General features: G+C 58.7%; 25 protein-coding genes and 1 pseudogene. 11 read left to right on the top strand and 15 right to left on the bottom strand.

What is annotated here, in order from left to right; translation table 11 throughout:
• Positions 1-46: 46 nt before the first annotated feature.
• A complete protein-coding gene (locus ACYAS9_RS24810) occupies positions 47-205 on the bottom strand; it encodes a DUF3309 family protein (RefSeq protein ID WP_459748643.1) in 159 nt (52 codons plus the stop codon).
• 306 nt (positions 206-511) lie between these two features.
• On the opposite strand from ACYAS9_RS24810, the gene ACYAS9_RS24805 reads away from it, so the two are divergent.
• The 3 genes from ACYAS9_RS24805 to csrA all read left to right on the top strand — a co-directional run bounded on the left by ACYAS9_RS24805 (position 512) and on the right by csrA (position 1,656).
• On the top strand, positions 512-892 hold the full coding sequence (locus ACYAS9_RS24805) for a DUF2784 domain-containing protein (RefSeq protein ID WP_463571086.1): 381 nt from the start codon (positions 512-514) through the stop codon (positions 890-892).
• A 57-nt stretch (positions 893-949) separates the two neighbouring features.
• Positions 950-1,282 (top strand): YnfA family protein, encoded by a 333-nt coding sequence (locus tag ACYAS9_RS24800; RefSeq protein WP_463571085.1) that lies wholly within the window; start codon positions 950-952, stop codon positions 1,280-1,282.
• Between the two features lie 170 nt (positions 1,283-1,452).
• Entirely contained in the window at positions 1,453-1,656 is a 204-nt protein-coding gene (gene csrA / locus ACYAS9_RS24795) for a carbon storage regulator CsrA (protein ID WP_463571084.1), read from the top strand.
• 6 nt (positions 1,657-1,662) lie between these two features.
• Here csrA and ACYAS9_RS24790 read toward each other — a convergent pair whose 3' ends face one another.
• The 5 genes and pseudogenes from ACYAS9_RS24790 to ACYAS9_RS24770 all read right to left on the bottom strand — a co-directional run.
• A complete protein-coding gene (locus ACYAS9_RS24790; RefSeq protein ID WP_463571083.1) occupies positions 1,663-1,890 on the bottom strand; it encodes a YheU family protein in 228 nt (75 codons plus the stop codon).
• 94 nt (positions 1,891-1,984) lie between these two features.
• Positions 1,985-3,178: an osmoprotectant NAGGN system M42 family peptidase gene (locus ACYAS9_RS24785; protein ID WP_463571082.1), complete on the bottom strand. Its 1,194-nt coding sequence runs from the start codon at positions 3,176-3,178 to the stop codon at positions 1,985-1,987.
• A 98-nt stretch (positions 3,179-3,276) separates the two neighbouring features.
• Complete coding sequence (gene ngg, locus ACYAS9_RS24780) at positions 3,277-5,025, bottom strand: N-acetylglutaminylglutamine synthetase (RefSeq protein WP_463571081.1); 1,749 nt, start codon at positions 5,023-5,025, stop codon at positions 3,277-3,279.
• A 3-nt stretch (positions 5,026-5,028) separates the two neighbouring features.
• Positions 5,029-6,801 (bottom strand): N-acetylglutaminylglutamine amidotransferase, encoded by a 1,773-nt coding sequence (locus ACYAS9_RS24775; RefSeq protein ID WP_463571080.1) that lies wholly within the window; start codon positions 6,799-6,801, stop codon positions 5,029-5,031.
• Positions 6,802-6,930: 129 nt separating this feature from the next.
• A pseudogene (locus ACYAS9_RS24770) lies at positions 6,931-7,074 on the bottom strand (lipocalin family protein); the annotation flags it as partial.
• A 9-nt stretch (positions 7,075-7,083) separates the two neighbouring features.
• On the opposite strand from ACYAS9_RS24770, the gene ACYAS9_RS24765 reads away from it, so the two are divergent.
• The 4 genes from ACYAS9_RS24765 (at position 7,084) to ACYAS9_RS24750 (ending at position 11,790) form a co-directional block, all read left to right on the top strand.
• Complete coding sequence (locus ACYAS9_RS24765; RefSeq protein ID WP_463571079.1) at positions 7,084-7,350, top strand: DUF2514 family protein; 267 nt, start codon at positions 7,084-7,086, stop codon at positions 7,348-7,350.
• Between the two features lie 222 nt (positions 7,351-7,572).
• The gene (locus ACYAS9_RS24760; protein WP_463571078.1) at positions 7,573-8,367 is read left to right on the top strand and encodes a DNA adenine methylase; all 795 of its coding nucleotides are present in this window, start codon (positions 7,573-7,575) and stop codon (positions 8,365-8,367) included.
• Between the two features lie 363 nt (positions 8,368-8,730).
• Positions 8,731-11,247 carry an NACHT domain-containing protein gene (locus ACYAS9_RS24755; protein ID WP_463571077.1) on the top strand — a complete coding sequence of 839 codons (2,517 nt, stop codon included), beginning with the start codon at positions 8,731-8,733 and terminating at the stop codon, positions 11,245-11,247.
• A gap of 21 nt (positions 11,248-11,268) precedes the next feature.
• Entirely contained in the window at positions 11,269-11,790 is a 522-nt protein-coding gene (locus tag ACYAS9_RS24750) for a hypothetical protein (RefSeq protein WP_463571076.1), read from the top strand.
• Positions 11,791-12,195: 405 nt separating this feature from the next.
• Here ACYAS9_RS24750 and ACYAS9_RS24745 read toward each other — a convergent pair whose 3' ends face one another.
• From ACYAS9_RS24745 to mnmC, 7 genes are all read right to left on the bottom strand, one after another.
• Complete coding sequence (locus ACYAS9_RS24745; protein WP_463571075.1) at positions 12,196-12,498, bottom strand: helix-turn-helix domain-containing protein; 303 nt, start codon at positions 12,496-12,498, stop codon at positions 12,196-12,198.
• Between the two features lie 9 nt (positions 12,499-12,507).
• A complete protein-coding gene (locus ACYAS9_RS24740; protein ID WP_463571074.1) occupies positions 12,508-12,849 on the bottom strand; it encodes a type II toxin-antitoxin system RelE/ParE family toxin in 342 nt (113 codons plus the stop codon).
• Positions 12,850-13,010: 161 nt separating this feature from the next.
• On the bottom strand, positions 13,011-14,096 hold the full coding sequence (locus ACYAS9_RS24735) for a lipocalin-like domain-containing protein (RefSeq protein WP_463571073.1): 1,086 nt from the start codon (positions 14,094-14,096) through the stop codon (positions 13,011-13,013).
• Positions 14,086-16,554 (bottom strand): FtsX-like permease family protein, encoded by a 2,469-nt coding sequence (locus ACYAS9_RS24730; protein ID WP_463571072.1) that lies wholly within the window; start codon positions 16,552-16,554, stop codon positions 14,086-14,088. Before ACYAS9_RS24730 ends, ACYAS9_RS24735 begins: the two co-directional genes overlap by 11 nt.
• Before the next feature lies 1 nt (position 16,555).
• Entirely contained in the window at positions 16,556-17,224 is a 669-nt protein-coding gene (locus tag ACYAS9_RS24725) for an ABC transporter ATP-binding protein (RefSeq protein ID WP_463571071.1), read from the bottom strand.
• Positions 17,225-17,251: 27 nt separating this feature from the next.
• The gene (locus ACYAS9_RS24720) at positions 17,252-17,944 is read right to left on the bottom strand and encodes an MBL fold metallo-hydrolase (RefSeq protein WP_463571070.1); all 693 of its coding nucleotides are present in this window, start codon (positions 17,942-17,944) and stop codon (positions 17,252-17,254) included.
• 103 nt (positions 17,945-18,047) lie between these two features.
• Positions 18,048-20,045, bottom strand: a complete 1,998-nt coding sequence (mnmC, locus tag ACYAS9_RS24715; RefSeq protein ID WP_463571069.1) for a bifunctional tRNA (5-methylaminomethyl-2-thiouridine)(34)-methyltransferase MnmC2/FAD-dependent 5-carboxymethylaminomethyl-2-thiouridine(34) oxidoreductase MnmC1 — start codon at positions 20,043-20,045, stop codon at positions 18,048-18,050.
• A gap of 149 nt (positions 20,046-20,194) precedes the next feature.
• On the opposite strand from mnmC, the gene pap reads away from it, so the two are divergent.
• The gene (gene pap / locus ACYAS9_RS24710; protein ID WP_463571068.1) at positions 20,195-21,691 is read left to right on the top strand and encodes a polyphosphate:AMP phosphotransferase; all 1,497 of its coding nucleotides are present in this window, start codon (positions 20,195-20,197) and stop codon (positions 21,689-21,691) included.
• A 257-nt stretch (positions 21,692-21,948) separates the two neighbouring features.
• Positions 21,949-22,182 (top strand): DUF6124 family protein, encoded by a 234-nt coding sequence (locus tag ACYAS9_RS24705; RefSeq protein ID WP_463571067.1) that lies wholly within the window; start codon positions 21,949-21,951, stop codon positions 22,180-22,182.
• A 94-nt stretch (positions 22,183-22,276) separates the two neighbouring features.
• On the opposite strand, the gene ACYAS9_RS24700 is transcribed toward ACYAS9_RS24705, so the two are convergent.
• The gene (locus ACYAS9_RS24700; RefSeq protein WP_463571066.1) at positions 22,277-22,675 is read right to left on the bottom strand and encodes a YbaN family protein; all 399 of its coding nucleotides are present in this window, start codon (positions 22,673-22,675) and stop codon (positions 22,277-22,279) included.
• A 1-nt stretch (position 22,676) separates the two neighbouring features.
• Positions 22,677-23,264, bottom strand: a complete 588-nt coding sequence (locus ACYAS9_RS24695) for a UPF0149 family protein (protein WP_463571065.1) — start codon at positions 23,262-23,264, stop codon at positions 22,677-22,679.
• Positions 23,265-23,466: 202 nt separating this feature from the next.
• Here ACYAS9_RS24695 and recQ point away from each other — a divergent pair, with 202 nt between their 5' ends.
• Together recQ and slyA are read left to right on the top strand one after the other, a co-directional pair.
• A complete protein-coding gene (recQ, locus tag ACYAS9_RS24690; protein WP_463571064.1) occupies positions 23,467-25,596 on the top strand; it encodes a DNA helicase RecQ in 2,130 nt (709 codons plus the stop codon).
• Positions 25,597-25,687: 91 nt separating this feature from the next.
• Positions 25,688-26,122: a transcriptional regulator SlyA gene (gene slyA, locus ACYAS9_RS24685; RefSeq protein ID WP_463571063.1), complete on the top strand. Its 435-nt coding sequence runs from the start codon at positions 25,688-25,690 to the stop codon at positions 26,120-26,122.
• Positions 26,123-26,130 lie beyond the last annotated feature (8 nt).

The following is a 26,130-nucleotide window of genomic DNA, read 5'->3' as shown; positions in this document are numbered from 1 at the left end:
CGGGCTGCTTTTTTTGTTCAGGTCCGCTTTGCAGGCGAACCTTGATTCATATTCTGCCCAGTAATACCAACACCAGCAGAATGATCAGAATCGTACCGATCACGCCGGACGGGCCGTAACCCCAGCTGCGCGAGTGAGGGAAGACTGGCAGGCCGCCGACCAGCAGCAGGATCAAGACGATGATAAGAATGGTACTGATGCCCATGACGAGTTCCTTCTTTCGATTATGGTAACGAAGATTGCCGTTAATTCCTGACCCTGTAGGCATCAAGTTTGCAGGCCTCTTGAATACTCCGACTCTGGGTATTCGAGAAAGGTTCTGATGGCCATGAATATTTTTTTACAAATTAGTAATTATTTGTTTTTAAAGGGTTTTTTGAATATGTAAGGTTTTTGAAACTTTTGTTATCAGGGATAATCGCTTTTTTATTAGTTGTAGAAAGATTGAACTTGTCAGGCGCTGCAGTATCGCCGTTGACTTGAATATGGCCCCGATAAAAGGTACTCGTGCATGCTGATTCGTCTGGCCGCCGATCTGGTGGTGGTCGTGCATTTGCTGTTTATAGTTTTCGTCTTGTGCGGGGCTTTGCTGGTGGCTTACCGGCCCTGGCTTGCACTGTTGCACCTGCCCGCTGTGCTCTGGGGCATGGCAGTGGAATTCCTGCACCTGTACTGCCCGCTCACGCCGCTGGAAAACAGCCTGCGCCTGCAGGCCGGCGATCAGGGTTATAGCGGCGGGTTCGTCGAGCACTATCTGATTCCGCTGATCTATCCGGCCGGGCTGACGATGTCGATCCAGCTATGGCTGGGCTCGATTGTGCTGCTGGTCAATATTCTGGGTTATGGCTGGGTGCTCAGACGCTGGCTGGGTACACGGCGTTCGAGGTCTTGATAGGTGGATTTCTGCTAGGGTAGCCACCTTTTTCTGTATCGCTGACGAGGCCGTACTGTGCTCAATTACCTGTGGTTCTTCATTGCGGCGCTGTTCGAGATTTTTGGCTGCTACGCCTTCTGGCTGTGGCTGCGCCAGGGCAAGAGTGCCTTGTGGGTGATCCCGGCGCTGATCAGCCTCACGGTTTTTGCCCTGCTATTGACGCGCGTCGAAGCCGCCTACGCCGGTCGGGCCTATGCCGCTTACGGCGGGATTTACATCGTGGCCTCGATTGCCTGGCTGGCGCTGGTGGAAAAGGTCAGGCCCTTGAATTCCGACTGGCTGGGCGTCGCCCTGTGTGTGTTGGGCGCGACGATTATCCTCTGGGGACCACGCGGCACAGCCTCCTGAAAAAGGCCATTTTCAAGGCGTTTCCTACAAGATTTCGCTTTCCTGTAAGACGTTTCCTTCAGTCGATGCCGGCGGGTTTGCAGGACATGGCTGATTTTTCAGGGCTGCGTTGAAGCACTGTGCCATGCGCGGCACTCTGCCTGCTTACTTGATAACAAGAGAGCAGGAACATGCTGGTACTGACGCGGGAAGTGGGCGAAACCTTTTCCATCGGTGACGAGATCACCGTGCAGATTCTCGGGGTGAGCGGCAATCAGGTGCGCTTCGGCTTCGAAGCCCCCAAGCACATCAAGATTCATCGCGCCGAGGTGTTTCGACGCATCGCCAAGACGTTGTCCGAGCCGCAGGAACGACCGCAATCGCCGGCGGCCTGAGCGCGCTCAGTCGAACATTTCCTTGGGCACTTGATGGCGGGCCATCAGTTGGCACTGCTGGCTTTCAATATCGAAAAAGATCACCGCCTGACCTTTGCTCAGGGCATGACGCACGCGCAGCACGCGGGTTTCCTGGGGCGTGTCATCACCATTGTCGGTGCCGTCGCGGCTGACAAAGTCCTCGATCAGGCGGGTCAGGGTTTCAGGTTCGAGTTGGTCGTACGGAATCAGCATGGTCGGCTCTCACGGCAGGGCCGGGGATGATAGTGCAGGGCTGGCAGATGTGCACCCGCATTGGACCCTTGAGCGGTCCAATGCGGGCAAGCCTTTATTCCTCGCGGCCCTGGCCGATCAGGCTGTCCACCGGCGGCACACGGGTTTCCGGTTCCATCTGCGTGTCGTGCTCAAGCTGATGGCTGAAGCTTTCAAGCGACGCCTTGCCCGGTTGTGCATCGCTGGCAAACACCGGCGGGCTGAGGATGTAGGCACTGAGCAGTTTGCTCAAGGCCGCCAGGCTGTCGATGTGCGTGCGTTCATAGCCATGCGTCGCATCGCAGCCAAACGCCAGCAACGCTGTACGGATGTCGTGCCCGGAGGTAATCGCCGAGTGGGCATCGCTGAAGTAGTAGCGAAACACATCGCGGCGCACCGGCAGTTCGTTGTCGACGCCCAGGCGCAGCAGGTGCCGGGACAGGTGATAGTCGTAAGGGCCGCCGGAATCCTGCATGGCCACGCTGACCGCATGCTCACTGGAGTGCTGGCCCGGCGCGACCGGGGCGATGTCAATGCCAACGAACTCGCTGACATCCCACGGCAATGCGCCGGCCGCGCCGGTGCCGGTTTCTTCGGTGATGGTAAACAGCGGATGGCAGTCGATCACCGGCTCCGCGCCACTGTCTTTGACCGCTTTAAGGGCTGCCAGCAACGCCGCTACACCGGCCTTGTCGTCCAGGTGGCGGGCGCTGATGTGGCCGCTTTCGGTAAACTCCGGCAGCGGATCGAAGGCGACAAAGTCGCCGATGCCCACGCCCAGCGACTCACAATCTGCGCGCGTGGCGCAGTAGGCGTCCAGGCGCAGTTCCACGTGGTCCCAGCTGACCGGCATCTGGTCCACGGCGGTGTTGAAGGCATGTCCCGAGGCCAGTAGCGGCAGCACGCTGCCACGGATCACGCCGGTGTCGGTAAACACGCTGACACGGCTACCTTCGGCAAAGCGGCTCGACCAGCAACCGACCGGTGCCAGCGAGAGCCGGCCATTGTCCTTGACCTCGCGCACACTGGCGCCAATGGTGTCCAGGTGCGCCGAAACCGCGCGATCGGGGCTGTTCTTGCGGCCCTTGAGCGTGGCGCGGATGGTGCCGCGCCGGGTCAGCTCAAAGGGAATATCGAGTTCTTCCAGGCGCTCGGCAACATAGCGCACGATGGTGTCGGTAAAACCGGTGGGGCTGGGAATCGCGAGCATTTCCAGCAGGACTTTCTGCAGATAATTCAGATCCGGATCAGGGATATTTGCATCAGGCATGTGGAGGCTCCTTCGGAGCAACGGCAAGCTTGAAGCCACAAGCTGCAAGCGGCGTGAAGGCCACTTGCACCTTGAAGCTGGCGGCTTGTAGCTGCTGTTCAGTGATGGGCGGGCAGGCTATGTGGAAACAGTAGATCAACAAAGCGCTCGGCGGTGGGTTGCGGTTCATGATTGGCCAGGCCTACCCGTTCGTTGGCCTCGATGAACACATATTCAGGCTGGTCGGCGGCAGGCACCATCAGGTCCAGGCCGACGACCGGGATATCCAGTGCACGGGCGGCACGCACAGCGGCGTCCACCAGCACGGGATGAAGGATGGCGGTGACGTCTTCCAGGCAACCGCCAGTGTGCAGGTTGGCGGTCCGGCGCACGGCCAGGCGCTGGTCCATCGGCAGGATGCTGTCGTACTCAAAGCCTGCCTCGCGCACGGTGCGCTCGGTTTCTTCATCCATCGGGATGCGGCTTTCACCACCGGTAGCAGCGGCGCGGCGGCGACTCTGGGCTTCGATCAGCTGTTTGACGGTGTGCCGGCCGTCGCCGAGGATTTCGGCAGGCCGGCGGATCGCGGCGGCGACCACGTCAAAGCCGATGACCACGATGCGCAGGTCGAGGCCTTCATGGAAGCTTTCCAGAATCACCCGGGTGTCGAACTGCCGGGCGCGCTCGATGGCCTGTTGCACGTCTTCAATGGTACGCAGGTCCACGGCCACGCCCTGGCCTTGCTCGCCATCCAGCGGCTTGACCACCACGCGGCCGTGCTCTTCGAGAAATGCCAGGTTGTCATCGGCGTTACCGGCACGCTGCTGGGCCGGCAGGCTTAAACCCGCGGTCTTGAGTGTGCGGTGGGTCAGGCTTTTGTCCTGGCACAGCGTCATGCTCACCGCGCTGGTCAGGTCGCTGAGCGACTCACGGCAACGGATGCGACGACCGCCATAACTCAAGGTGAACAGCCCGGCATCGGCATCGTCGACCTGTACATCAATGCCGCGACGATGGGCTTCTTCGACGATGATTCGCGCATAAGGATTGAAATCCGCCTGCGGGCCGGGACCGAGAAACAGCACCTCGTTGATGCCGTTCTTGCGCTTGATGGCGAAGGTCGGCAGGGTGCGGAAATCCAGTTTGGCGTACAGCGCCTTGGCCTGATGGTTGTCATGCAGCACCGACAGGTCCAGGTAACTCAGGCCACGGCTCATGAAGTGCTCGATCAGATGACGCACCAGCACTTCACCCACGCCGGGGCGTGTGCAGTTCGGGTCCACCGCCAGGCACCACAGGCTGCTGCCTTTTTCGGGGTCGTGAAACGCCTTCAAATGATTCAGGCCCATCACGCTGCCGATAACGGCATTGGTGCCTTCGTCCTCGGCCAGCCAGTACACCGGACCACCTTCGTGGCGCGGTGTCAGCAGGGTCGGGTCGATAGGCAGCATGCCACGCGCCAGATACAGGTTATTGATCGCCTGCCAGTCAGCCTCGTTCTGCGCCCGGCGAATCCGAAAGCCGCGAAACACCCGCTGCGCCGGACGGTAGTCGCTGAACCACAGGCGCAGCGTGTCGGAGGGATCAAGAAACAATTGCTGCGGTGCCTGGGCCAGCACTTGCTGGGGAGCCGCCACGTAAAGCGCGATATCGCGCTCGCCGGGTTTTTCGTTGAGCAGCTCCTGAGCCAGTGCCGCAGGCTCAGGGTACGTGTGACCGACCAGCAGTCGTCCCCAGCCGCAGTGCAGGGCCAGCGGCCCGCCGTCGGTCTGGTTGCCGTCTTCGGCAAACTGCGCCTGTAAACGCTCGTAGGACGGTGACTGACGGCGCATCAAACGCTGACTGTAAGTGGTGGCGTTGGATTTCATCAATCAGAGTCCTTGTTCGCTCAGCCACAGGTTCAAGGCCGCCAGCTGCCACAGCTTGGAGCCGCGCAGTGGCGTGAGCTGGTCCTTGGGGTTGGTCAGCAGGGTGTCGACAATGGCCGGGTTGAACAGGCCGCGATCCTGGCTAGGGTCGAGCAACAGCTCGCGCACCCAGTTCAGGGTGTTGCCTTCCAGATGCTTGAGGCCCGGTACCGGGAAATAGCCTTTCTTACGGTCGATCACCTCGGCCGGAATCACCAGGCGTGCCGCTTCCTTGAGCACGTGCTTGCCGCCATTGGGCAGCTTGAAACGTGCTGGAACACGTGCCGACAGCTCGACCAGGCGGTAATCCAGAAACGGCGTACGCGCTTCCAGGCCCCAGGCCATGGTCATATTGTCGACGCGCTTGACCGGGTCATCGACCAGCATCACGGTGCTGTCCAGACGCAGCGCCTTGTCGACCGCAGCGTCCGCACCCGGCTGGGCGAAGTGCTCGCGGACGAAATCGCCGGACGCGTCGTGGTCGAGCAACCATTTCGGCTGCACGGTGGCGGCATATTCATCGTAGCTGCGGTCAACGAAGGCGGCGCGATAGGCGGCCACCGGATCGCTGGCGCCATCGACTTGCGGGTACCAGTGATAACCGGCAAACAGCTCGTCGGCGCCCTGGCCGCTCTGCACGACCTTGCAATGCTTGGCCACTTCACGCGACAGCAGATAGAAGGCGATGCAGTCATGGCTGACCATCGGCTCGCTCATGGCCCGGAAGGCCGCTGGCAACTGCTCGATGATCTCGCTTTCTTTAATGCGCAACTGGTGATGGTTGGTGCCGTAATGCTTGGCAATCAGGTCCGAATACTGGAACTCGTCGCCGCGTTCGCCACCGGCATCTTCAAAACCGATGGAGAAAGTCGACAGATTCTCGGCACCGACCTCACGCAGCAGGCCCACCAGCATGCTGGAGTCGACGCCGCCCGAAAGCAGCACACCGACATCCACCGCCGCACGCTGACGAATCGCCACCGCTTCGCGGGTGCTGTCGAGCACACGCCCGCGCCAGTCTTCGAAGCTCAGGTTGCGCTCGTCTTCACGAGGCGCGTAAGGCAGGGTCCACCACACCTGTTGCTCGCTTTTGCCGTCGGCATCGATCAGCAACCAGCTGGCTGGCGGAAGTTTCTCGACGCCGGCCAGCAGGGTGCGCGGTGCAGGCACCACGGCATGGAAGTTCAGGTAGTGATTGAGCGCGACCGGGTCGAGCATGCCGCTGATATCGCCGCCCTTGAGCAGCGCTGGCAGGCTGGAGGCAAAGCGCAGACGCTTGTCGGTTTTCGACAGGTACAGCGGCTTGACGCCCAGACGGTCGCGGGCAATGAACAGGCGCTTGCTGTCACGTTCCCAGATGGCAAAGGCAAACATGCCATTGAGCTTGGGCAGCATGTCCTTGCCCCAGGCGTGATAGCCCTTGAGCAGCACTTCGGTGTCGCCACCGGAGTAGAACGCATAGCCCAAGGCTTCAAGTTCTGCGCGTAATTCCGGGAAGTTATAAATGGCGCCGTTGAAGGCCAGCGACAGACCCAACTGGTTGTCGATCATCGGCTGCGCCGAGCCGTCGGACAGATCCATGATCTTCAGACGACGATGGCCCAGGGCAACTGGCCCCTGGCTATGAAAACCCCACGCATCCGGGCCGCGAGGCGCCAGATCATGAGTGATTCGTTCAACAGCGGCTAGGTCCGCTGGTTGATTGTCAAAACGTAGTTCGCCTGCGAGTCCGCACATATGTCCTTACCGGGTTTCCGTTGGGGAGGTGACCTTAAGAGCAGTCACCCAGAAACTGACCCGGTGAGAGAGTGGGAGTTTTAGATCAATCGATTATAAGCGTGGGGTGGATACACTGCACTTCTATAATTAATACCCCGTCATCTCCAGATACCCAACCCCCTCCTGACTGCCACTCACCGTCACCGGTCCTTCCCAATACTGCACATCCAGATCCATCCAGGCTTTGGGATTGAGGGCATCTGTAGTCATCGCCAACTGCTTGCCAGTAATTCCGCTGAAGTGCGCGCGATTCCGGCGTTCAGCAGGCAGGGGCGCCGGCTCAGGCAAGCGAACGCGAGAAAGAACAGGCGCGGCTGCCGTCTCGCCAGTCAAACCGGCAGCCATCCCTGCACTGCCGCTGCAAGCTCGGCAGCAACCCGCGCCGTCCTGGTGCTTGCCGACGTGCTCAAGCGCGCTGACGAAAGAGCGGGAGATCTGGCGGAATATGCTGATCAAGGGCGGAGCAGGGGGCTGACGTGCGAGCAGGCCTATGGCGCGCTCGACTGATGACGTGACTTTTCTTCGCGGTCGACAGGCCATGGCTTGTTGGCCACCGCAATGCTGAAAGAAATTCGTAGTAAAGGAGCGGCCGACACTGGATGCGTCAACATCCGGTGTCGGTCACCGAACCCGCAGTCCATTCCTGCAAGTCCAGCCAAGGCCCCGCTTCGTGCACAAAGCGAACGGAGCCTATCACCTGTCTATTCATACAGTAAAGGCTTGCAATCAATGTCCTCTCCAATCGTTCCCTGGATGGGCGGCAAACGCCGCTTGGCCGACCGTCTCATTCCGCTGTTCCCACCCCACGAATGCTACGTTGAAGTATTCGCTGGCGGTGCGGCCCTCTACTTTTTGCGTCCCCAGGCAGCGCCTGTTGAAGTCTTGAACGACATCAACGGCGACTTGGTGACGCTCTATCGCGTTGTCCAAAATCACCTTGAAGAGTTTATCCGCCAGTTCAAATGGGCGCTTTCATCCCGGCAAATCTTCGAATGGCAGAAGATGACCCGGCCCGAAACCCTGACCGACATCCAGCGTGCCGCCCGGTTCTTCTACCTGCAGCAGCATGCGTTCGGTGGCAAGGTCTCAGGCCAGACGTTCGGCACTGCCACGACCGGGCCTGCTATTAACCTGCTGCGGATCGAGGAAAACCTGTCTGCGGCTTGGCAGCGGCTTGCCGGCACATACGTCGAGAACTTGCCTTGGTTGGAATGCGCTGAGCGCTACGACCGGCCGCATTCCTTTCTTTATATGGATCCGCCGTATTGGCAAACCGCAGGGTATGGCGTGAACTTTGGGTTCGACCAGTACCAGGCCATGGCCGACTTCATGCGGCGCTGCAAAGGCAAGGTCATGGTCAGCATCAATGACCATCCTGATATCCGGCAGGTGTTCGAGGGGTTCCACTTCGAGACCCTGGACATCCGCTATACGACCGGCAACCAGCGCACCAGCTCGGCCGGGGTGAGCGGTGAGCTGGTGATCATGAATTGGGAGCCAGCGGTGTTGGGTGAGCTTTTTTGAGCTGTTAGCCCTATCTCCTCCATGTAGCGAATAGGGCTCCAATTCGAGGCTGACTGTAGGCACAGATTGTGCCTGGTTTTAAAAAGCCTAATTCACTCCCAGGTATTCCTTTGTCAGTGCGGAAAAAGCTATATTTATCTACATTATGGTAGGTAATATCTGAATAAAAGTGATTTTTAGGAGGGTAATTTTCACTCTATAGAGCTTCAGGTGTTTTGCTTGAGAATCTATCTTTTGTGCGAATTGGGGGGGTGAAAATTATATCTTTGGGTGAGCGGTTTTAATTTTTGTGAGTTGGCGTTTGTGAGGTTGTTTGCTAAGTATTTGTAATTATGCTTTTGCTCAATATAGAGGGAGGTGAATATGACGGGAAGTCATAAGTTCTTTATCGCTGTTTTAGTAATTGTTTCGTCCGTGGTCGGTACAGCATATTGGGTTTCGGGTGGAGCAGCATTTTTCTTCGCAATTTTGATATCCGTAATGGTATATCTATTGCGCCCATTGGTGATGCCGGCGGGTTATGGTAAAAATAAAATTCGAATGTTCTGTATTGTTGGAACTCTAGGGCTAGCAGCGGCTTGGGGAGGTTGGTCAGGATTTGCAAATGATCTGCTGGTTGTTTTTTGGGAAACTCCACAGTTTTCATCTGCTCCAGCCTGGATCAAGTCATTGCGGTTGAGTGGGCAGCCTCCGCCCGCTGTATTGTTTTTCGTTTTTGCAGTGATCTTTATTGTGAATTATTTTATGCGTGAAGATCCCATTGGGGGTGGCCATCCAGTTCCATTGGATAAAGACTTTCCTGATGAGAGCTTTAAGCGCAAGCTGGAAGCTTTTTGTAATGCTTTGCATCGAGATTTAATTAGTGTCGATCAGAAAAGTAACTGGAGCCCAGAATATTATACTGAACTACAAGCTGAAGTTGAGGTTTTGTCGAGCAATAGAATTTCCTCGCGTAGAAAAATAATCAATCTCCAAGAAGCCATTCGAAAAGATAGGCATGCTCAAGCTTTCTTGATACTTGGAGTGCCAGGGGCTGGAAAAAGCGTGGCTTTACGAAAGCTTGCTCGAGATATGTTTTCTGAAGTCGGTAGGAGCCGTATTCCAATCTATATAAATCTACGTGAATGGGTGCGCTCAGATGTTAAGCAGGAACAAAACCTTTATTTTGAAGTTAGCGAGCTAGAGAATTTTGTAATGGAGAGCTTGCGACGTCGGGGAGATGTGTTTACTGAGGAGTTTGTAGATGCCTATTTTCGGAAGCTTTGGCGGTCTGGTCGGCTTTTTTTTATTTTTGACTCATTTGACGAGATGTCTGAGTTGTTGGACGCTGACGAGGATTCAGATGTTATAAATGCGTTGTCTGACTTGATTTCTCGATTTATTAGGACGCATCCACTATCTCGTGGGGTCCTTGCGTCACGTGTTTTTAGGCGGCCAACTCAAGCGTTTCAGGCTCAAAAAATACTAGAGATTAGACCTCTTTCGGAAATAAGTATTTCTGACGCGCTAAGTAGATATCCTGAATTTGATGAAGGGCTTCGGAGAAGGCTTTTTACTCAGCGCTCTGATCTTATTCCTCTCGCCCGTAACCCGTTCATGATGGCTTTGCTAGGCTCGTGGGTTAAAGCTAATCATGACTTGCCGATTAGCCAGCCTCAAATATTTGAAGGATATATTAACGTTAGGTTGGATGCTTGTGTGGCCCGAATAAGACGTGCTAATTTGTCCATTGAACAAGTTAAAAAGGTATCTATAGAGCTTGCTTGGTTCGTTTTTAAATCATCAGCTTTCGGCCTTGAGGCTCCTGTAAAAATTATTAGTCAACATTTTAAATCTGAAGAAGTTGACGCTGTAGTAGATATTCTTGATTATGCACGTATTGCGCGAGTTACACAGGGGGAGGATAAGTCTTTTGCATTTGTTCATCGGCGTTTTCTTGAGTATTTTGTAACGATTAAACTTCTATCAAATCCTATGGAAGTTCCTGTCTCACATATACCTACTGACTCGCGTGGGCGTGATGCATTGGTTCTATATGCTCAGTTATGCGAAGATGTTGAGGCTGTGAGAATTGCACGGATATGTTGGAATGAGATTGTTGAGAATTTTAAAGATTCTGAGTTAAGGCTTCGTGCAATACACTGTTTGAGATTTTTAATTGACGCATTTGGAGCGCGGCGAGTTGTTATAGAGAGTTTTGAAGGTGAGATGCGGGCTTTTGTTATGGATCATGTTGCCAAAGGTGAAAACTTAATCATGGCAAAAATTTGCCTTGAGGCTACAGGTCTTTTATCAGAGTCTGAATCAGCTCCGATATTATCGACTGCAATTGGCGGGAAAGATAGCTGGTTGCAGGAAACCGCATTTCGAGCTTGTAGACAATTACCAAAGATAAGTCCGGGACTTGCAGAGAATATTGCTAGTTATATTATGGAGATTTCGGACTATGATTTCTGGCGTAATCGTAAAAGCCTATTGTTAAGTTTGTCACTCTCAGATGCTCTGAGAGAGAATTGTCGTATGGCGAAAGTTCGGCTGATTAATATGTATTTTTCAATATTTGGTGCAATGCTGGCGTTTGCTTTATCTCCGGTTATGACAGCGTTTGTTGTGTTTAGCAGTGGGCTTGCTAGTTTGTTTGTTATGTCGGGGCAGTCGAGGTTGCATGTATTATTTGGTTCGGCAATCAGGAGTGGCGATCCTGCTAGGGATGATAAGCAACTAAAATGGAAGCTGGGCGAGGAGCGCTTTTTTGATTCTTTATTTAGTATATTTAGGTTTTTTTCAATTTCGATGCTGATTTCTTTTGGTGTGATTTCCTTTGCATCAAAAAATAATGTTTTGAATGATAGATATTTGTGTTTTTGGCCATCTTGTTAGCTTTTTAAATGGGAGTTTTTCTTGGCTGTTACTGTTATTTCAATGTTGCTGGTTGACTGGTGTTCAGTTGGACGTTTTTTTAGAGGCTTTCTTAAGGTTTTTTTAAGGGCAGGTTGGCGTGGTTTTTTTATTCCTCTATTTGTTGTAGGATGTGGAGTGGGTTTTGTGAGTCTGAGTGAGTATTTGCTTTCGACGTATTCGATGTTGGAGAAAGTTGTGAGGGGGGTGTCTTTTTTTCTTGGCGGTTTGATGTCTGTCTTGTTTGTAGGGAGATTAATATTTTTAAGCTTTGAGTTTCTGCAGGATCGCAAGTTAATTAAGGCTGTGCTATTTTCTGAGGTTTTGCCTAGGGATGAGATTGCACGAATTTTTTCTGCGCTTAAAACTTCTACTGGGCGTTTGCAGTTTGTGCAGGCACTTGAGCATGAGCGCGTCACTGCAAGTGGTTCTTGGCCTTCAGATTTCAAGTTGTCAGTTGGAAAAGGTGAGTCGATTTCTGCATTGGCCAGGCTTGAAGAGCGATGGCTTAGATTGGATCGTTAATTAAGATGTGGCGGTTTGGTGCCGGTAGTGGTGTTAAGGAGCAACGATGGCATCGCATTGCCGCCTTCAGCATCTACTCATCATTGGCTGAAAGTGGCAAGAACCCACGTGGTAGGTGGTGCGAGCCCGTACCATTTTTCGTACCAATCACTGTTCCCGAAAGGGGGCTACAAGGTATTTAGGCCGCGCATTTAGCCCTCTTGAGGCACCTTACGCATCCGCCTGCGAGTCCGCACATATGTCCTTACCGGGTTTCCGTTGGGGAGGTGACCTTAAGAGCAGTCACCCAGAAACTGACCCGGTGAGAGAGTGGGAGTTTTAGATCAATCGGTTATAAGTGGCGTATGTGTATGACTCATCAGTTACTCCGATAGAGCAGTAAAGAGAGGTTATGCGTGTTGTTTTTCAGGCGCCTGCTGCGTCGTGATCCGGTATCAAGTGGATCTCTACTCGTTGCCCAAGTGCTCTGGCTGCACTTGCCAATGTGGCAAGAGTCATGCCCGGATCTGCTTGATCAAGAGCGCGATCAACAGCTGTCCGGCTGGTGTTCATGCGTTGAGCAAGCGTGGTCTTGGTCATGCCTTGAGACTTCATTTCTTGCTCGAGTTGCCATGCAATAACCCGTTTGAGAGCGGCGGCTGACACTTCCTCCAGAATCCCTTGCTCAGCGAGGAAGTCATCAAAACCGGAGCCTATATGCTTATTCATGATTATTCCTCATAGACTTGCCTTGCGCCGCTTGGCGGTCGCCAGATCGGATGCCGGTGTCTTCTGACTTTTCTTGATGAAGCCATGTAGCAAGACCATGCTGCTTGTGACGATTGTGAAAAAAATTCGAGCAGTCGCATCACCTAGATCCACTCTTATTTCCCACAAGTCTTTTTCAAGCTTGCGGACCAGCGGCATACCCAATGGCCAGCCCCACTGCACGGTCTTGATTTGCGTACCGATAGTCCAACGGTAATCCTCGGGAAGACCGGTCAACCATTTACGTACAGGTTCGTTACCGGTTTGCGTTTTAAAAAATCGGACTTCAAGAACAGTAGATGGGCACGGCATAAGGGATGATGTACCAAAAAAGGTGCATTTTCAACGGTCAGTTGAGCGAGACGCTACATCCGATATTTTGAGGGCGGCTGATGCGGGCTGGATGCAGGAATATTCATCCATCCCTGTGTGGTTATTCCGATTTTTGCCTTCTCCTCGTCGATTTTCGTTGTTCAATACCCCGTCATCTCCAGATACCCAACCCCCTCCTGACTGCCGCTCACCGTCACCGGTCCTTCCCAATACTGCACATCCAGATCCATCCAGGCCTTGGGATTGAGCGCATCGGTGGTGATTGCCAATTGCTTGCCGGGGATCTCGATCGACCAGCGGGTGGGCAGGGTTTTGCCGGCCACGCGGGTTTGTTGCAAGGGCGTGAGCCTGATGTCGTCGGCGGCCAGGCTCTGCACCTTGCCATCCGCTCCGATCCAGCTGCCGATCAGGTAGTGCTTGCCGCTGTCGTTACGGATGCGATAGAGCATCAAGCGTGTGCCATCGCGCAGGTGCAGGGAAAACCAGTCCCAGCCGCTCTGGTCGGCGGTCAGTGGCTGGCTGCTCCATTCGCGGTCCAGCCAGGCGTGACCGCGCACGCTATGGTTCTGGCCGTCGATGCGCAGTTGGCCTTTTACGCTGAAGAATGGCTGGCTGTAGTAGTACGAGGCCTGGCCCTGTTCGGATTTGCGGCTGTAGCCGTGGTCGCCTTGCAGCACCAGCGGGCGGTCGCTGGTCAGTTGCAGGTCGTAGTCGAACCTTGGGTCGCTGGCCTGCAGACGCGCTTGGGTCATCGGGTCGGCGCTGCTGCCGGCGGGCAGTTCGCTGGTCAGTGACCAGTTGTCGATCCAGGCACTGAACGGCGTCAGGGTCACGCCGGCCTGGCCGATACCGCCACGGCCCAGGCGTTGGGCGGCGTAGTGAGTGGTGGCGGAGGTGACGGCAGCGTGGCCCATCCACAGGTGCGGGTCATTCCAGCCTGAGGTCGTTGTGCCAGGGCGCAGGGCGCTGCGAAACAGGGTCCATTGCACGCCAAACGGCTGGCCGTTGGCGTCCTGCAGGTTGGCGGTGATGTACCACCATTCGATGCGAAAGCCTGCGTGCGGTGCATGATCCAGCGGGAAGACAAAGGGTCGGCCGGGCGTCACCTCGGTGAATGTGCCGCTGTCTTCGCCCAGCCCGGCAAAGCCTTGCGGCGCAGGCGCTGGCTTATCGCAGCCGCTGAGCAACAGCAGGCCGAGCAAGAGGGCCAGCCAGTCAATTCTCACGGTCGAAGCTCCTCAGCAGGTCGCTTGGCTGGCTGCGGTACAAGCGCCACAGCGGCCAGGCCGAGGCCAGTAGTGTAGCCAGCAGCGCCAGGGCCATCAGGTTCAGCCATTGGCCGGGGAACAGGTGCGTAGGCAGGCGCCAGCCAAAGGCCTGTGCCTGGATCACGGCATTCAGGCACCAGGCCAGCAGCAGGCCCAGCGGCAAGGCGGCCAGCAAGGTCAGGCTCGCCAGCAGCCAGGTCTGGCCAAGGTTGAGCAGCATCAACTGGCGCCGGGTGACGCCCAGCGCCCAGAGCGGCGCCAGTTGTCCCAGGCGGTCCTGGCTTTGCGTCAGCAAACTGATGAACAGTGCGATAGCGGCCACGCCGAGGGTCAGGCTGTTGAGCGCGGCGGTGGCGGCGAAGGTGCGCTCGAATACCCGGCTGGACCAGGCCTTGAGCTGTTGCTGGTCGACGATGCGGTTGTCGCCCAGCGCAAATACCGTCTGCAACGCTGTGGTCAATGCGGGAATATCGGCTGGCGCGATGCGCAGATTAAAGCGGCTGGGCGGCAGGTTCGGCCAGTGCTGCAACAGGTGCTTCGCATCGACCAGCAAGTGGCCGCGGGCATTGCCATAATCGGCGTACAGGCCAACGATGCGCGGCGTCCAGCGACCCTGTGGCACCGGGATATCGAGCGAGTCGTTCAGGCCCACGTCCAGGCGCCGTGCCAGTTGTTCACTGATCATCACGCTGTCTTCGTGCGCCAGACGCTGCCAGGCATCGCCGTCGCTGGCAGCCAGCAATGGCCAGTGGTTTCGATAGTGAGCGTTTTCGACAGCCCCGTGCAGTTCCGCCGGCCAGCCTTGCAGGCGAATGCTGACCTGCCAGTCCGGCAGTACGGCGCTGACCGCCGGTTGCTGGGTCAGCCAGGTGTGCAGGTCGTGAGCCTGTTCGGGGCTGGCGGCGGTGACATACAGCTCGGCGCTCAGGCGCTGGTCGAGCCAGTCGCCGAAGGTCTGGCGAAAGCCCGAGGTCATGCTGCCGGCGCCGATGCTGGCGGCCAGGGCCAGCAGCAGCGCCATCAAGGCCAGGCTCAGCGCTGGAAGTTGCTGGCGGCAGTCGGCCAGAAACCACTGCCCCAGCACCGAACGACTGCGCCGTAGCGCCGCCGCGAGCATTTTATCGAGCAGCACCGGCAGGCCGAGCGCGGCGCTGAGCAATATGGCCGACACCAGTATGAAACCGCTGAGCAGGCTGTTACCCGCCAACGCGAGCAGCGCTACGACCAGGGCCAGCACTGAAATCTGCGCCTGACGGCGTAGCCAGCGCTCATAAGCCTGACGCCAGGCCTGCACCCGCGCCAGTGCCAGTAATGGCAGGCGGGCGGCGCGCAACAGGCTGCTGGCGCCGGCCAGTAGCGCACCCAGCAAGGCTACGCCAAGGCTGGTCAGCCACCATGAAACACTCAGGCCAAGTTGCCCGGCCACCGCCGCGCCGTACAGGCCGCGCAGGCTGGCCGCCAGATCCGGTAGCAGCCAGCTGGCCAGCAGGTAACCGCTGATCACTCCGGCCAGTCCGGCCAACAGCGCCATGCCGGTCAGCTCCAGACTCAAGGCGACGATCAATAGCCGCGCACTGACGCCACTGGCGCGCAGGTTGCGTAACAGGCCGCGCCGTTGTTCCAGTGCCAGGCCGATGGCGGCATGCACGATAAACAGACCGACGACAAAGGCCAGTACGCCCAAGGCATCGAGGTTCAGGTGAAAACTTTCGGTCAGCCGCGCCAGGTCATCGCTGCTGTCGCCGTGTTGCATGACCAAAAGGCTTGCCACCTGTGCCGGTAGCGGTGGATTGGCTGCCGCAAAGTCGCGGGCCACCAGTAAGCGGCTGATCTGACCCGGCATCGCCAGCACTCGCTGCGCCTCGCCGATATCGGTCAACAAGACGCCGGGCGCCATGTCCGTCAGGCTGCGCAGCGGTGGCAGGGCCTGGCCGTTCTCGGTCAGCGGTTGCTGGCCTTCTTCAAGGCCCAGCGCTTGCAACGTGTCGCGGGCAATCCAGGTCACGCCGGGCACACGCAAGAAATCCAGCAGCTGCCCGACACCCTGGCGTTGCCCGGCCAACGCCAGGTCACGTGGCAGGGTCAGGGGCTCGATGCCGATCAGTTGTACACGCTCGTCATTCAGGGTTACGCGGCCTTGCAGCTGCGGCGAAACCGGCCAGCCGGCACGGCGCAGGTCGACAAACAATTGCTGGTCAAAAGGTGTTGTCGAAGGCGAGGTCAGCCAGCTTTGCGGCTCGCCGCCGAGTAACTGGCTGGCGCGCTGGTAGCTGTCGCGCGCTTGGCTATTGAGCGCTTGTACGCCGGTCAGCAGACCGGTGGCCAGCCACAGGCCGGTGAGTACGCTGAACAATTGCACCGGATGGCGCCGCCAGTGGCTGAGCAGGGCGCGCAAAGTCCAATAGAGGACGGCCATTTCAGGGCTGATCGGCGCTGACCAGCCGCCCCTTGTGTAATACCACCCTATGCATCAGGTGGGCGGCGATGCGAGGACTGTGTGTGACCATCAGCAGACTGGTGGGGCTGTCGGCCAGCAGATCGAGCAGCAGCGTGAGAACTTCGTCGCTGGTGGCTTCGTCGAGGTTGCCGGTGGGCTCATCGGCCAGCAGCAGGGCCGGGCGCGAGGCAAGGGCGCGGCCGATGGCCACGCGCTGTTGCTGGCCGCCGGACAATTGTTCGGGGTAGCGGCTCAGCAGCTCGCTCAGGCCCAGACGCTCGACCAGATGCGCCTGCCACGCCGGATCATGACGCCCGGCCAGGCGTGCCTGAAACGCCAGGTTGTCAGCGACCTTGAGGCTGCCGATCAGGTTGAACTGCTGGAACACCAGACCGATGCCGGTGCGGCGCCAGTTCGCCAGGCCGGCTTCGCTCAAGCCGTCCAGACGCTGGCCGTCGATTTCGATGTGCCCGCCATCGGCGCGGTCCAGTCCGGCGATCAAGTGCAGCAAGGTGCTTTTGCCGCTGCCCGACTCGCCCATCAGCGCCAGGCTTTCACCGTGCGCCAGTTGCAGGCTGACCCCGTCAAGTACCTGTAATGGCCCTTGAGCGGTCGGGTAATGCTTGAGCAAATTCACAACCTGCAGCATGGGCGGCGACTCTCAGTGAAAACCCGGTCAGTTCTGACCGCAGGCCCGGTTGGCGGCCACCGCGACATCGAGCAGGCGCGGTGGTGGCAGGTTCAGGTCGTCCATCAGGGCGGCGTACTCGTCGGCATTGGCCACTTGCAGGCGTGGGTTATGGCGACGCTCTTCGCCAATGGTCGAGCAGGTCCAGCCCTTATAGTCATGCGCCGGGAACACCAGGGTGTCGTCGCCCAGATTCAACAGGCGTTGCAGGCTGGTCCATTGCTGATGGGCGCTGCCGTTCTGAAAGTCGGTCCGGCCGCTGCCACGAATCAACAGGGTATCGCCGCTGAACAGCCAGGTCGGCTGGCGACCGCGTGCGGCCAGCAAGAAGCAGTAGGAATCGCGGGTGTGTCCCGGCGTGTGCCAGACCGTCAGTTCGCGGTTGCCGAGGGCCAGGCTCTGGCCGTCGTGGAACGTGAAGCTGGCGCACGGCACCTGACTTTCCTGGCCCAGCCCGGTGTTGCAGCCGGTGGCATCGCGCAGGTCGCCCAGCGCCGTGATGTGATCGGCGTGGGTATGCGTGTCGATGGCCATGATCAGTTGCAGTTCAAGGTCCGAAAGCAACTGAATATAGTCGTTCAGATGCTCCTTGACCGGGTCGATCAGCAGCGCCTGACCATGATCGGCCAGCAGGTAACTGTAGGTGGATGTCTGGCTGTCGAACAATTGGCGGAACAGCATGCAAGCCTCCATTTTCAGCACTGTGCAGGTGTTCACCGTAGGGGCAATCGGCGCTCAGGTCAAAGGCGTTGCTGCAATTGCCTGTTACAGAAACCGGCGGAATCTAGCGTTTGCTCTGTGTTTTCGGGCCTCTGATCAGGTTACGCAAGGCGAATCGATTGGGGTGGCACGCCTCGGCCACGCTGCGCGGCACCGGCAACGGTTCGTTGTCCAGCCAGGCAGCCAGCAGTTCAGCCGCCAGCGGGGTGGTGATCAGCCCGCGTGAACCATGGCCGCTGTTGATGTACAAGCCGTCCAGCCAAGGGCAGGGCAGATCAGGCACCTGGCGCGCATCCTTGGCCAGTGCCGCGTACGTATCGGCAAAGGCCTGGCGATCGGCCAACGGGCCGACGATGGGCAGATAGTCGGGGCTGGTGCAGCGAAAGGCCGCACGGCCGCGCAATTGTTCGGGGTTCAGATCAGCGGCACCCAGACGCTCGCTCAGGTCGGGGGAGATTTCTTCCAGCAGTTGCAGGTTACTGCGGTGCTCTTCAAGGGTCGGGGTCAGGTCGAGGTTATGAAAGTCGAAACTGGCCCCCAGCGTGTGCTCGCCCTCGCGGGCCGGCGCCACATAGCCCTCGGCGCAGACCACGGTGCGCAGGTTTTCACTGGTGTCAGTGGCGGGCAGGCGGGTGATCTGCCCGCGAATGCGCTTGAGCGGCAGTTCGGCGCTTTGGGCAAAGGCGTTGATCTGCGCGGCATTGGCCAGGATCGCCACTGGCGCGCTGGCCAGCAGACGCTCGCCGGCCCAGGCTTGCCATTGGCCGTCGACTCGCCGCAGTTGCAGGGCTTCCTGGTGCAAAAGCGTCTGGATATTCGGATGCGCGGCCTGCTGGCGGCACAGCGCCGGTGGATGCACCCAGCCGCCTTCGGGATAAAACAGCCCGCCGCTGCCCAGGCTGACACCTGCCTGCTGCTCGGCTGCCGACTGATCCAGCTGATGCAACAAGCTTTCGGGAAAGGCCTCGGCCAGCTGCGCCTGACGTTGTGCTTCCTTGGCATCGAAGGCCAGTTGCAATACGCCGCAATCGCTCCATTCGCGGCCACGCTGCAAACGTTCCAGCAAACGCCGGGTGTGGCCGAAACCGGCAAGAATCAGTTGCGACAGGGCGGTGCCGTGCGCTGACAGTTTCAGGTACAGCACGCCCTGTGGATTGCCCGACGCTTCGCTGGCCAGGGCTTCATGGCGCTCCAGCAAGCTGACCTGCCAGCCGCGCATGGCCAGGCTGCGCGCGGTGCTGCAACCGGCCAGGCCGCCGCCGATGACCAGTGCCCGGCGTTCGCCTTCAACAGCGGCCGGGCGCTCAAACCATGGCTTGACCGCAGCCGGTGGCGCGATGTCGGCCGGCCAGCCGGCAAAGGTGCCGCGCATGACTTCCCATTTATGGCCGATGCCGGGTATGCGCTTCATGGCGAAACCCGCCGCCTTCAAGGCGCGCCGCACCCAGCCGGTGCTGGTGAAGGTGCCCAGCGTTGCCTGTGGCGCCGACAGCCGGGCCAGTTCGGCAAACAGGGCGTCGTTCCACATGTCAGGGTTTTTTGCAGGCGCAAAACCGTCGAGAAACCAGGCGTCGATCTGCCCGTCCAGCTGCGCCAGCATCGCTTGCGCGTCGCCGATCAGCAGGGTCAGGGTGACGCGCTCATCTTCGAACACCAGGCGCTGGAATCCTGGGTGAATGGCCACGTACTGCGAAAGCAACGGCGCGGCTTGTGCCGCCAGTTCCGGCCACAGGTCCAGCGCGCGTTGCAGGTCGAGGCGGCTTAACGGAAATTTCTCGACGCTGACGAAATGCAGGCGCGCATCGGCAGGCGCGCACTCGGCAAACAGTTGCCAGGCGCAGAGAAAATTCAGCCCGGTGCCAAAACCGGTTTCACCGATCACCAGCCGACCGCCTGCGGGCAGGGCCGCAAAACGCTCGCGCAGGTTGTTCTGGGTCATGAACACATGGCGGGTTTCTTCAAGGCCTGCACCTGTAGCGAAGTACACATCGCCGAACACGCTGGAGTTGGGGTTGCCATGTTCATCCCAGACGATCTGGGCGTGGTGAAGGGGGCTGGTCATGTGGGCTCGGTCTTTACGGGGGTGGCAAGCGCGCCAGTTTACCTGCCGCGCGAGGCATGCGGGCGGCAAACCGATTGACCCATTTGCGTCAATGGTGGTCTTTTAATGGGCAAAGGGCTATCCACCAGAGCTGGCAAAGGGAGTTTCTGATGTTCGAATCCGCCGAAATCGGCCATGCCATCGACAAGCAGGCGTATGACGATCAAGTGCCTGCCTTGCGCGAGGCCTTGCTTGATGCCCAGTACGAACTGCATGAGCAGGCGAAAAGGCCGATCATCGTGTTGATCAACGGTATCGAAGGCGCCGGCAAGGGCGAAACCGTCAAGTTGCTCAACGAATGGATGGACCCGCGGCTGATCGAGGTGCGTACCTTCGATCAGAAAACCGACGAAGAACTCGACCATCCCCCGGCCTGGCGCTACTGGCGACAATTGCCGGCCAAAGGGCGCATGGGCATCTTCTTCGGCAACTGGTACAGCCAGATGCTTCAGGACCGTGTTCATGGCCTGTTAAAGGACCCTGAACTCGATCAGGCAATCAGTGCTGCCGAGCGTCTGGAGAAGATGCTCAGTGATGAAGGCGCGCTGATCTTCAAGTTCTGGTTCCACCTTTCGCGCAAGCAGATGAAACACCGCCTCAAAAGCCTGCGTGACGACCCTTTACATAGCTGGCGCATCAGCCCGCTGGACTGGCAGCAATCGAAAACCTACGACAAGTTCGTGCGCTTCGGTGAACGGGTGTTGCGCCGCAGCAGCCGCGAATATGCGCCGTGGCATGTAATCGAAGGGGCCGATGCCAACTACCGCAGCCTGACCGTCGGACGATTGCTGCTCGAAGGCATGCAGGCCGCGCTCAATACCCCGCAGGTTGAACCCCAGGCGCTGGCGGTAGGCCCGCGAGGCACTCATGACGACGAGCTGACCCTGCTCGACAGTCTGGATCTGAACCTGTCGCTGGAAAAGGACGAATACGAGGTCGAGTTGATCGCCGAACAGGCACGACTGTCGTTGAATATGCGCGACAAACGCATGAAGCGTCATGCCCTGTTGGCCGTATTCGAAGGCAACGATGCCGCCGGCAAGGGCGGTGCGATCCGTCGTGCCGCTGCGGCACTCGACCCGCGTCAGTACCATATCGTGCCCATTGCTGCGCCCACTGAAGACGAGCGGGCACAGCCGTATTTGTGGCGTTTCTGGCGGCAGATTCCGTCACGCGGCAAGTTCACCATTTTTGATCGCTCCTGGTATGGCCGGGTGCTGGTGGAGCGGGTCGAGGGGTTTTGCAGTGATACCGACTGGCTGCGCGCCTATGGCGAGATCAACGATTTCGAAGAGCAACTTACCGATGCCGGCGTGGTGGTCGTCAAGTTCTGGCTGGCGATTGATCAACAGACGCAACTGGAGCGTTTCAAGGCCCGGGAGAAAATTCCCTTCAAGCGTTACAAGATCACCGACGACGACTGGCGCAATCGCGAAAAGTGGCCGCAATACCGCCAGGCGATCAGCGATATGGTTGATCGCACCAGCACCTCGATTGCGCCCTGGACGCTGGTTGAAGCCAATGACAAGCGCTGGGCACGGGTCAAGGTCCTGCGAACCCTTAATGAAGCGCTGGAAGCAGCGTTCGCCAAGGACAGGAAAAAGTAGTGCGGGGGCGAAAATCCGGCACTTGAACTGGCGCTTATGTGGGAAGTATCGACAGATCATTCCGACTGGCTTGAGTGAAATGTCCTAGTCTTCATGGATACCTTGCACCTGACGCAGCGGCTCCCTACTCTGCGTCAGTCGCGGTAATCCGGCTGCCATCCGGCCCGGTCTCGCAAGGCCCGCAGCTCGCGGTTCGCCGCGACGCTATGTTTGGTCGACAAGGACGCTGGCCACCGCAAGCCTCATGGAGATCACTCATGTCCGACTGTAAGCCCGCCACATCCTGTCTGTTTTCGATTCTCGACACCGTGAACCCGGAAACCGCCCTCAATCACGCCTCCGACCTGTTGCGCTGCATCATAGCGACGGCAGGCGAGGGCACCGAAGCGACCCAGGGCACAGGCCGCGATCTGAACCTGTCAGTGCTGCACCTGGCGCAAATGACCAAAATGCTGGTTGACCGTTCTCTGGACAGTCTTTCCGTCGCCTGATGCCCTTCAGCCCGACCGTTGTCGCACGTCAGAAATGTTCAGGGTCCGCGCAGTCTGGCGCTATGCCGGTGCCTGCGCACCTTGGGACCGGCTGTCAGTAATGTAAGGTCTTTTGCCGCAAAATCCAGGCGCTGACCAGCGTGGCGCAGACCAGCAGCAGGACTCTTACCCAGGTCAACGGTACGAACCAACAGGAAAATCCGATGCTGATCCACATCAGGCCGATGGCGTAGACCTTGGCCTTGAGCGGAATGCCGTTACCGTGCAGGTAGTCACGGATCCATGGCCCCAGGCGCGGGTGATCGATCAGCCAGTGGTAGAAGCGAGGCGAACTGCGGGCGAAGCAGGCAGCGGCCAGCAGCAGGAAGGGAGTGGTGGGCAGCAGCGGCAGGAAAATGCCGATGATGCCCAGCACCACGCTTAGCCAGCCGGCGGCCAGCAGCGCGTAACGCACCAGCGCATGACGGCTGGTACGCGATGGGTGTTGCACCACCTCAGTGGTGGCGAGGCTTGAGGATCGCCGGTTTTTCGTCGGGTGCCTGGCACAGCAGGAACAGTGCGGTCAGGGCTTCCGGAATCTGCACGATCATGTCGTCCATCAGGTTGGCATCCTGAGCGATGTCGGCGAACTCTGGCTGCTCGTCGAACAGGCCCGAACCGACCATGATCGGCAGGAGCATTTCGCTGACTTCTTCTTCGGCCTGTTCGAACCAGGCTTCTTCACGCAGGAACACGCCTTCCATGAAACCGATGCACCAGCCGCGCAGGTCGGAATCGTCCGGGTCGTCGCCCAGGTCCAGGTCGCATGGCAGCTCGAACTCTTCGTCCGATGCCAGCTGGCGACCGATATGGGCCTTGAGCAGCACCAGCGTGGTTTCGATTTCTTCACGCTGAGCGTCGCTCGAATAGTGCGGCGGCTCGGAGAACAGGGCGTCGATCCACTCGCGCTCCGGCACTTCTTCGGCACAGATCGACAAGGCGGTCATGAAACCATGGGCGGCCACGTAGTCCAGTGCTTCATCGTGCAGGTCATCTGCATCGAGGAAGACTTGCAGGCGGGTAAGTTGCTCAGCGAAGGACATGGACGGACTACCTAGGAAATAAACGATGCTGAATTCTAGGCCTTGAACGTCCTGTGCGCCAGCCGCCAGAGCCTTCCCGATTGATAATCGACCGCTTATGTCGTCAGCGTCCCTTGCCACAAAGGGTCGGGTATACTGCCGCGTTTACGGCTGGGCGGCTCGACCGCTGCGGCCTGCTGTTGCAGGACAACCCGGGGTAATTATGCTCGAACAGGCTCAACACATTCTCAAGGACATCTTCGGCTACGACAGTTTCCGGGGTAGCCAGGGTGCGATCATCGAGCGTGTGGCCAACGGTGGCGATGCCTTGGTGCTGATGCCCACCGGCGGCGGCAAGTCGCTGTGCTTCCAGGTGCCCGGGCTATTGCGTGATGGCCTGTGTGTCGTGGTATCGCCGCTGATCGCGCTGATGGACGATCAGGTCGCGACCCTTGACGAGCTGGGCGTGTCGGCAGCGGCGCTCAATTCCACCTTGAGCGCCGAGCAGCAGCGCGAACTGGCCGGGCGGATTCGCCAGGGCGAGATAAAGATGCTGTATCTGGCGCCCGAGCGCCTGGTTCAGCCACGCATGCTGGCGTTTTTGCAGAACCTGAAAATTGCCCTGTTTGCGATCGACGAGGCGCACTGCGTCTCGCAATGGGGCCATGATTTCCGGCCTGAATACCTGCAACTGGGGCAACTGGCCGAGCTGTTCCCGGATGTGCCGCGTATTGCCCTGACCGCCACGGCCGACAAACGCACCCGCGAAGAGATCGTTACCCGCCTGCATCTGCAGAATGCCGAGCGCTTTCTGTCCAGTTTCGACCGGCCCAACATTTTCTATCGCATCGTGCCCAAGGAGCAGCCACGCAAGCAGTTGCTGGCGTTCCTGTCCCAGCGGCGCAGCGATGCCGGCATCGTCTATTGCCTGTCGCGCAAAAAAGTCGAAGAAACAGCCACGTTCTTGAGCGACAACGGTTACCCGGCGCTGCCGTACCATGCCGGTTTGCCGTCCGATGTGCGGGCGGCCAACCAGAAGCGCTTCCTTAATGAGGAAGGCTTGATCATGGTGGCGACCATTGCATTCGGCATGGGCATCGACAAGCCCAACGTGCGCTTCGTCGCACACATGGACTTGCCCAAATCGCTGGAAGCCTACTATCAGGAAACCGGGCGGGCAGGGCGTGACGGTCTGCCGGCCGATGCCTGGATGGCTTACGGCCTGCAGGATGTGCTGATGCTCAAGCAGATGCTGCAGAGCTCCGAAGGCGACGAGCGGCACAAGCGGCTTGAGCATCACAAGCTCGATGCCATGTTGGCGTTGTGTGAAGAAACCCGTTGCCGGCGCCAGGCCTTGCTGGCTTATTTCGACGAGGACCTGCCTCAGCCGTGCGGTCATTGCGACAACTGTGTCGATGGCGTGCAGACCTGGGACGCGACCGAGCCGGCGCGTCAGGCCTTGTCGGCGATCTTCCGTACCGGGCAGCGCTACGGCGTCGGCCATCTGGTTGATGTGCTGCTAGGCAAGACCAACGACAAGGTGCAGAGCTTCGGTCATGAACGCTTGTCGGTGTTTGGCGTCGGCAAGGCCCACTCCGAGGGCGAGTGGCGCTCGTTGTTCCGTCAGCTGGTAGCCCGCGGGCTGGCTGACATCGACCTTGAGGGCTACGGCGGGCTGCGCCTGTCCGACACCTGCCGGCCATTGTTGCGCGGTGAGGTCAGCCTGCAGTTGCGCCGTGATCTCAAGCCGCAGACCAGCAGCAAAACCAGTGGCGCCAGCCCTGCCAGCCAGCTGGTGCGCAGCGAAGAGCGCGAGCAATGGGAAGCCTTGCGCGCCCTGCGCCGGCGCCTGGCCGAAGAGCACGGTGTACCGCCTTATGTGATCTTCCCGGACTCGACACTGCTGGAAATGCTGCGCAGCCAGCCAGGCTCGATGGCCGACATGGGCCGGGTCAGCGGCGTGGGTGCGCGCAAGCTGGAGCGTTATGGCGAAGCCTTCCTTGAAGTGCTCAGCGGCAAGGCCGAGGCGCCCAGGGTCGTGACCGACCTGCGGCATGAGCTGATCAGCCTGGCGCGTGCCGGCATGACACCGGCGCAGATCGCCGGGCAATTGCAGTGTTCGGAAAAGAACGTCTACAGCCTGCTGGCCGAGGCCATTGGCAAGCAGCAGTTGTCAGTCGAGCAGGCACTGGACTTGCCTGAGGACCTGTTGGGCGAGATTCAGGATGCGTTCCTCGACGGTGAGGGCGAATTGCCGCCGGTCACTGAAGTGGCCGCGCAGTTCAGCGGGCGTGTCCCGGACGGTGTGTTGTATTGCGTGAGGGCGGCCTTGCAGTCGGAGTTCGAGGCGTAACCTGTTGTGACGAAAGGTCACAAACACTGCCTTGATCGCCGCTGGGGACCATGCTTAGCTGCCTAACAATTGTTTCAATCAAGAGTTTGCCATGCCACTGACAGATCAACACCGCTTCGGGATGCAACTGGCCCAACTGACCCGCGGCTGGCGCGCCGAGCTGGACCGGCGTCTGGCCAGTCTGGGCCTGTCCCAGGCCCGCTGGCTGGTGCTGTTGCATCTGGCCCGTTTCGACGAAGCGCCGACCCAGCGAGAACTGGCGCAGAGCGTCGGCGTCGAGGGACCGACCCTGGCCCGTTTGCTCGACAGCCTTGAGAGCCAGGGGCTGGTGCACCGTCAGGCGGTGCTCGAAGACCGTCGGGCCAAGAAGATCCTGCTCAGCGACAGCGCTACACCGTTGATCGCGCAGATCGAAGCCATCTCCAATGCCTTGCGTGCCGAACTGCTGACCGGTATCGATGAAAGCGAACTGCAACTGTGCATGAACGTGCATGCGCGCATACTGGCTAACCTGGAAAGAACCTGAGGCGTAGC

The sequence above is a fragment of the Pseudomonas sp. HP_08 genome (genome assembly GCF_055284095.1).
This window is presented reverse-complemented; position numbering and strand designations above follow the sequence as displayed.

What these genes read in the sequence shown, in the direction of transcription:
- ACYAS9_RS24810 (WP_459748643.1), bottom strand. Translation starts at nt 205, where the DNA reads ATGGGCATCAGTACCATTCTTATCATCGTCTTGATCCTGCTGCTGGTC.
- ACYAS9_RS24805 (WP_463571086.1), top strand. Translation starts at nt 512, where the DNA reads ATGCTGATTCGTCTGGCCGCCGATCTGGTGGTGGTCGTGCATTTGCTG.
- csrA (WP_463571084.1), top strand. Translation starts at nt 1,453, where the DNA reads ATGCTGGTACTGACGCGGGAAGTGGGCGAAACCTTTTCCATCGGTGAC.
- ACYAS9_RS24790 (WP_463571083.1), bottom strand. Translation starts at nt 1,890, where the DNA reads ATGCTGATTCCGTACGACCAACTCGAACCTGAAACCCTGACCCGCCTG.
- ACYAS9_RS24785 (WP_463571082.1), bottom strand. Translation starts at nt 3,178, where the DNA reads ATGCCTGATGCAAATATCCCTGATCCGGATCTGAATTATCTGCAGAAA.
- ngg (WP_463571081.1), bottom strand. Translation starts at nt 5,025, where the DNA reads ATGAAATCCAACGCCACCACTTACAGTCAGCGTTTGATGCGCCGTCAG.
- ACYAS9_RS24775 (WP_463571080.1), bottom strand. Translation starts at nt 6,801, where the DNA reads ATGTGCGGACTCGCAGGCGAACTACGTTTTGACAATCAACCAGCGGAC.
- ACYAS9_RS24760 (WP_463571078.1), top strand. Translation starts at nt 7,573, where the DNA reads ATGTCCTCTCCAATCGTTCCCTGGATGGGCGGCAAACGCCGCTTGGCC.
- ACYAS9_RS24755 (WP_463571077.1), top strand. Translation starts at nt 8,731, where the DNA reads ATGACGGGAAGTCATAAGTTCTTTATCGCTGTTTTAGTAATTGTTTCG.
- ACYAS9_RS24745 (WP_463571075.1), bottom strand. Translation starts at nt 12,498, where the DNA reads ATGAATAAGCATATAGGCTCCGGTTTTGATGACTTCCTCGCTGAGCAA.
- ACYAS9_RS24740 (WP_463571074.1), bottom strand. Translation starts at nt 12,849, where the DNA reads ATGCCGTGCCCATCTACTGTTCTTGAAGTCCGATTTTTTAAAACGCAA.
- ACYAS9_RS24730 (WP_463571072.1), bottom strand. Translation starts at nt 16,554, where the DNA reads ATGGCCGTCCTCTATTGGACTTTGCGCGCCCTGCTCAGCCACTGGCGG.
- ACYAS9_RS24725 (WP_463571071.1), bottom strand. Translation starts at nt 17,224, where the DNA reads ATGCTGCAGGTTGTGAATTTGCTCAAGCATTACCCGACCGCTCAAGGG.
- ACYAS9_RS24720 (WP_463571070.1), bottom strand. Translation starts at nt 17,944, where the DNA reads ATGCTGTTCCGCCAATTGTTCGACAGCCAGACATCCACCTACAGTTAC.
- mnmC (WP_463571069.1), bottom strand. Translation starts at nt 20,045, where the DNA reads ATGACCAGCCCCCTTCACCACGCCCAGATCGTCTGGGATGAACATGGC.
- pap (WP_463571068.1), top strand. Translation starts at nt 20,195, where the DNA reads ATGTTCGAATCCGCCGAAATCGGCCATGCCATCGACAAGCAGGCGTAT.
- ACYAS9_RS24705 (WP_463571067.1), top strand. Translation starts at nt 21,949, where the DNA reads ATGTCCGACTGTAAGCCCGCCACATCCTGTCTGTTTTCGATTCTCGAC.
- ACYAS9_RS24695 (WP_463571065.1), bottom strand. Translation starts at nt 23,264, where the DNA reads ATGTCCTTCGCTGAGCAACTTACCCGCCTGCAAGTCTTCCTCGATGCA.
- recQ (WP_463571064.1), top strand. Translation starts at nt 23,467, where the DNA reads ATGCTCGAACAGGCTCAACACATTCTCAAGGACATCTTCGGCTACGAC.
- slyA (WP_463571063.1), top strand. Translation starts at nt 25,688, where the DNA reads ATGCCACTGACAGATCAACACCGCTTCGGGATGCAACTGGCCCAACTG.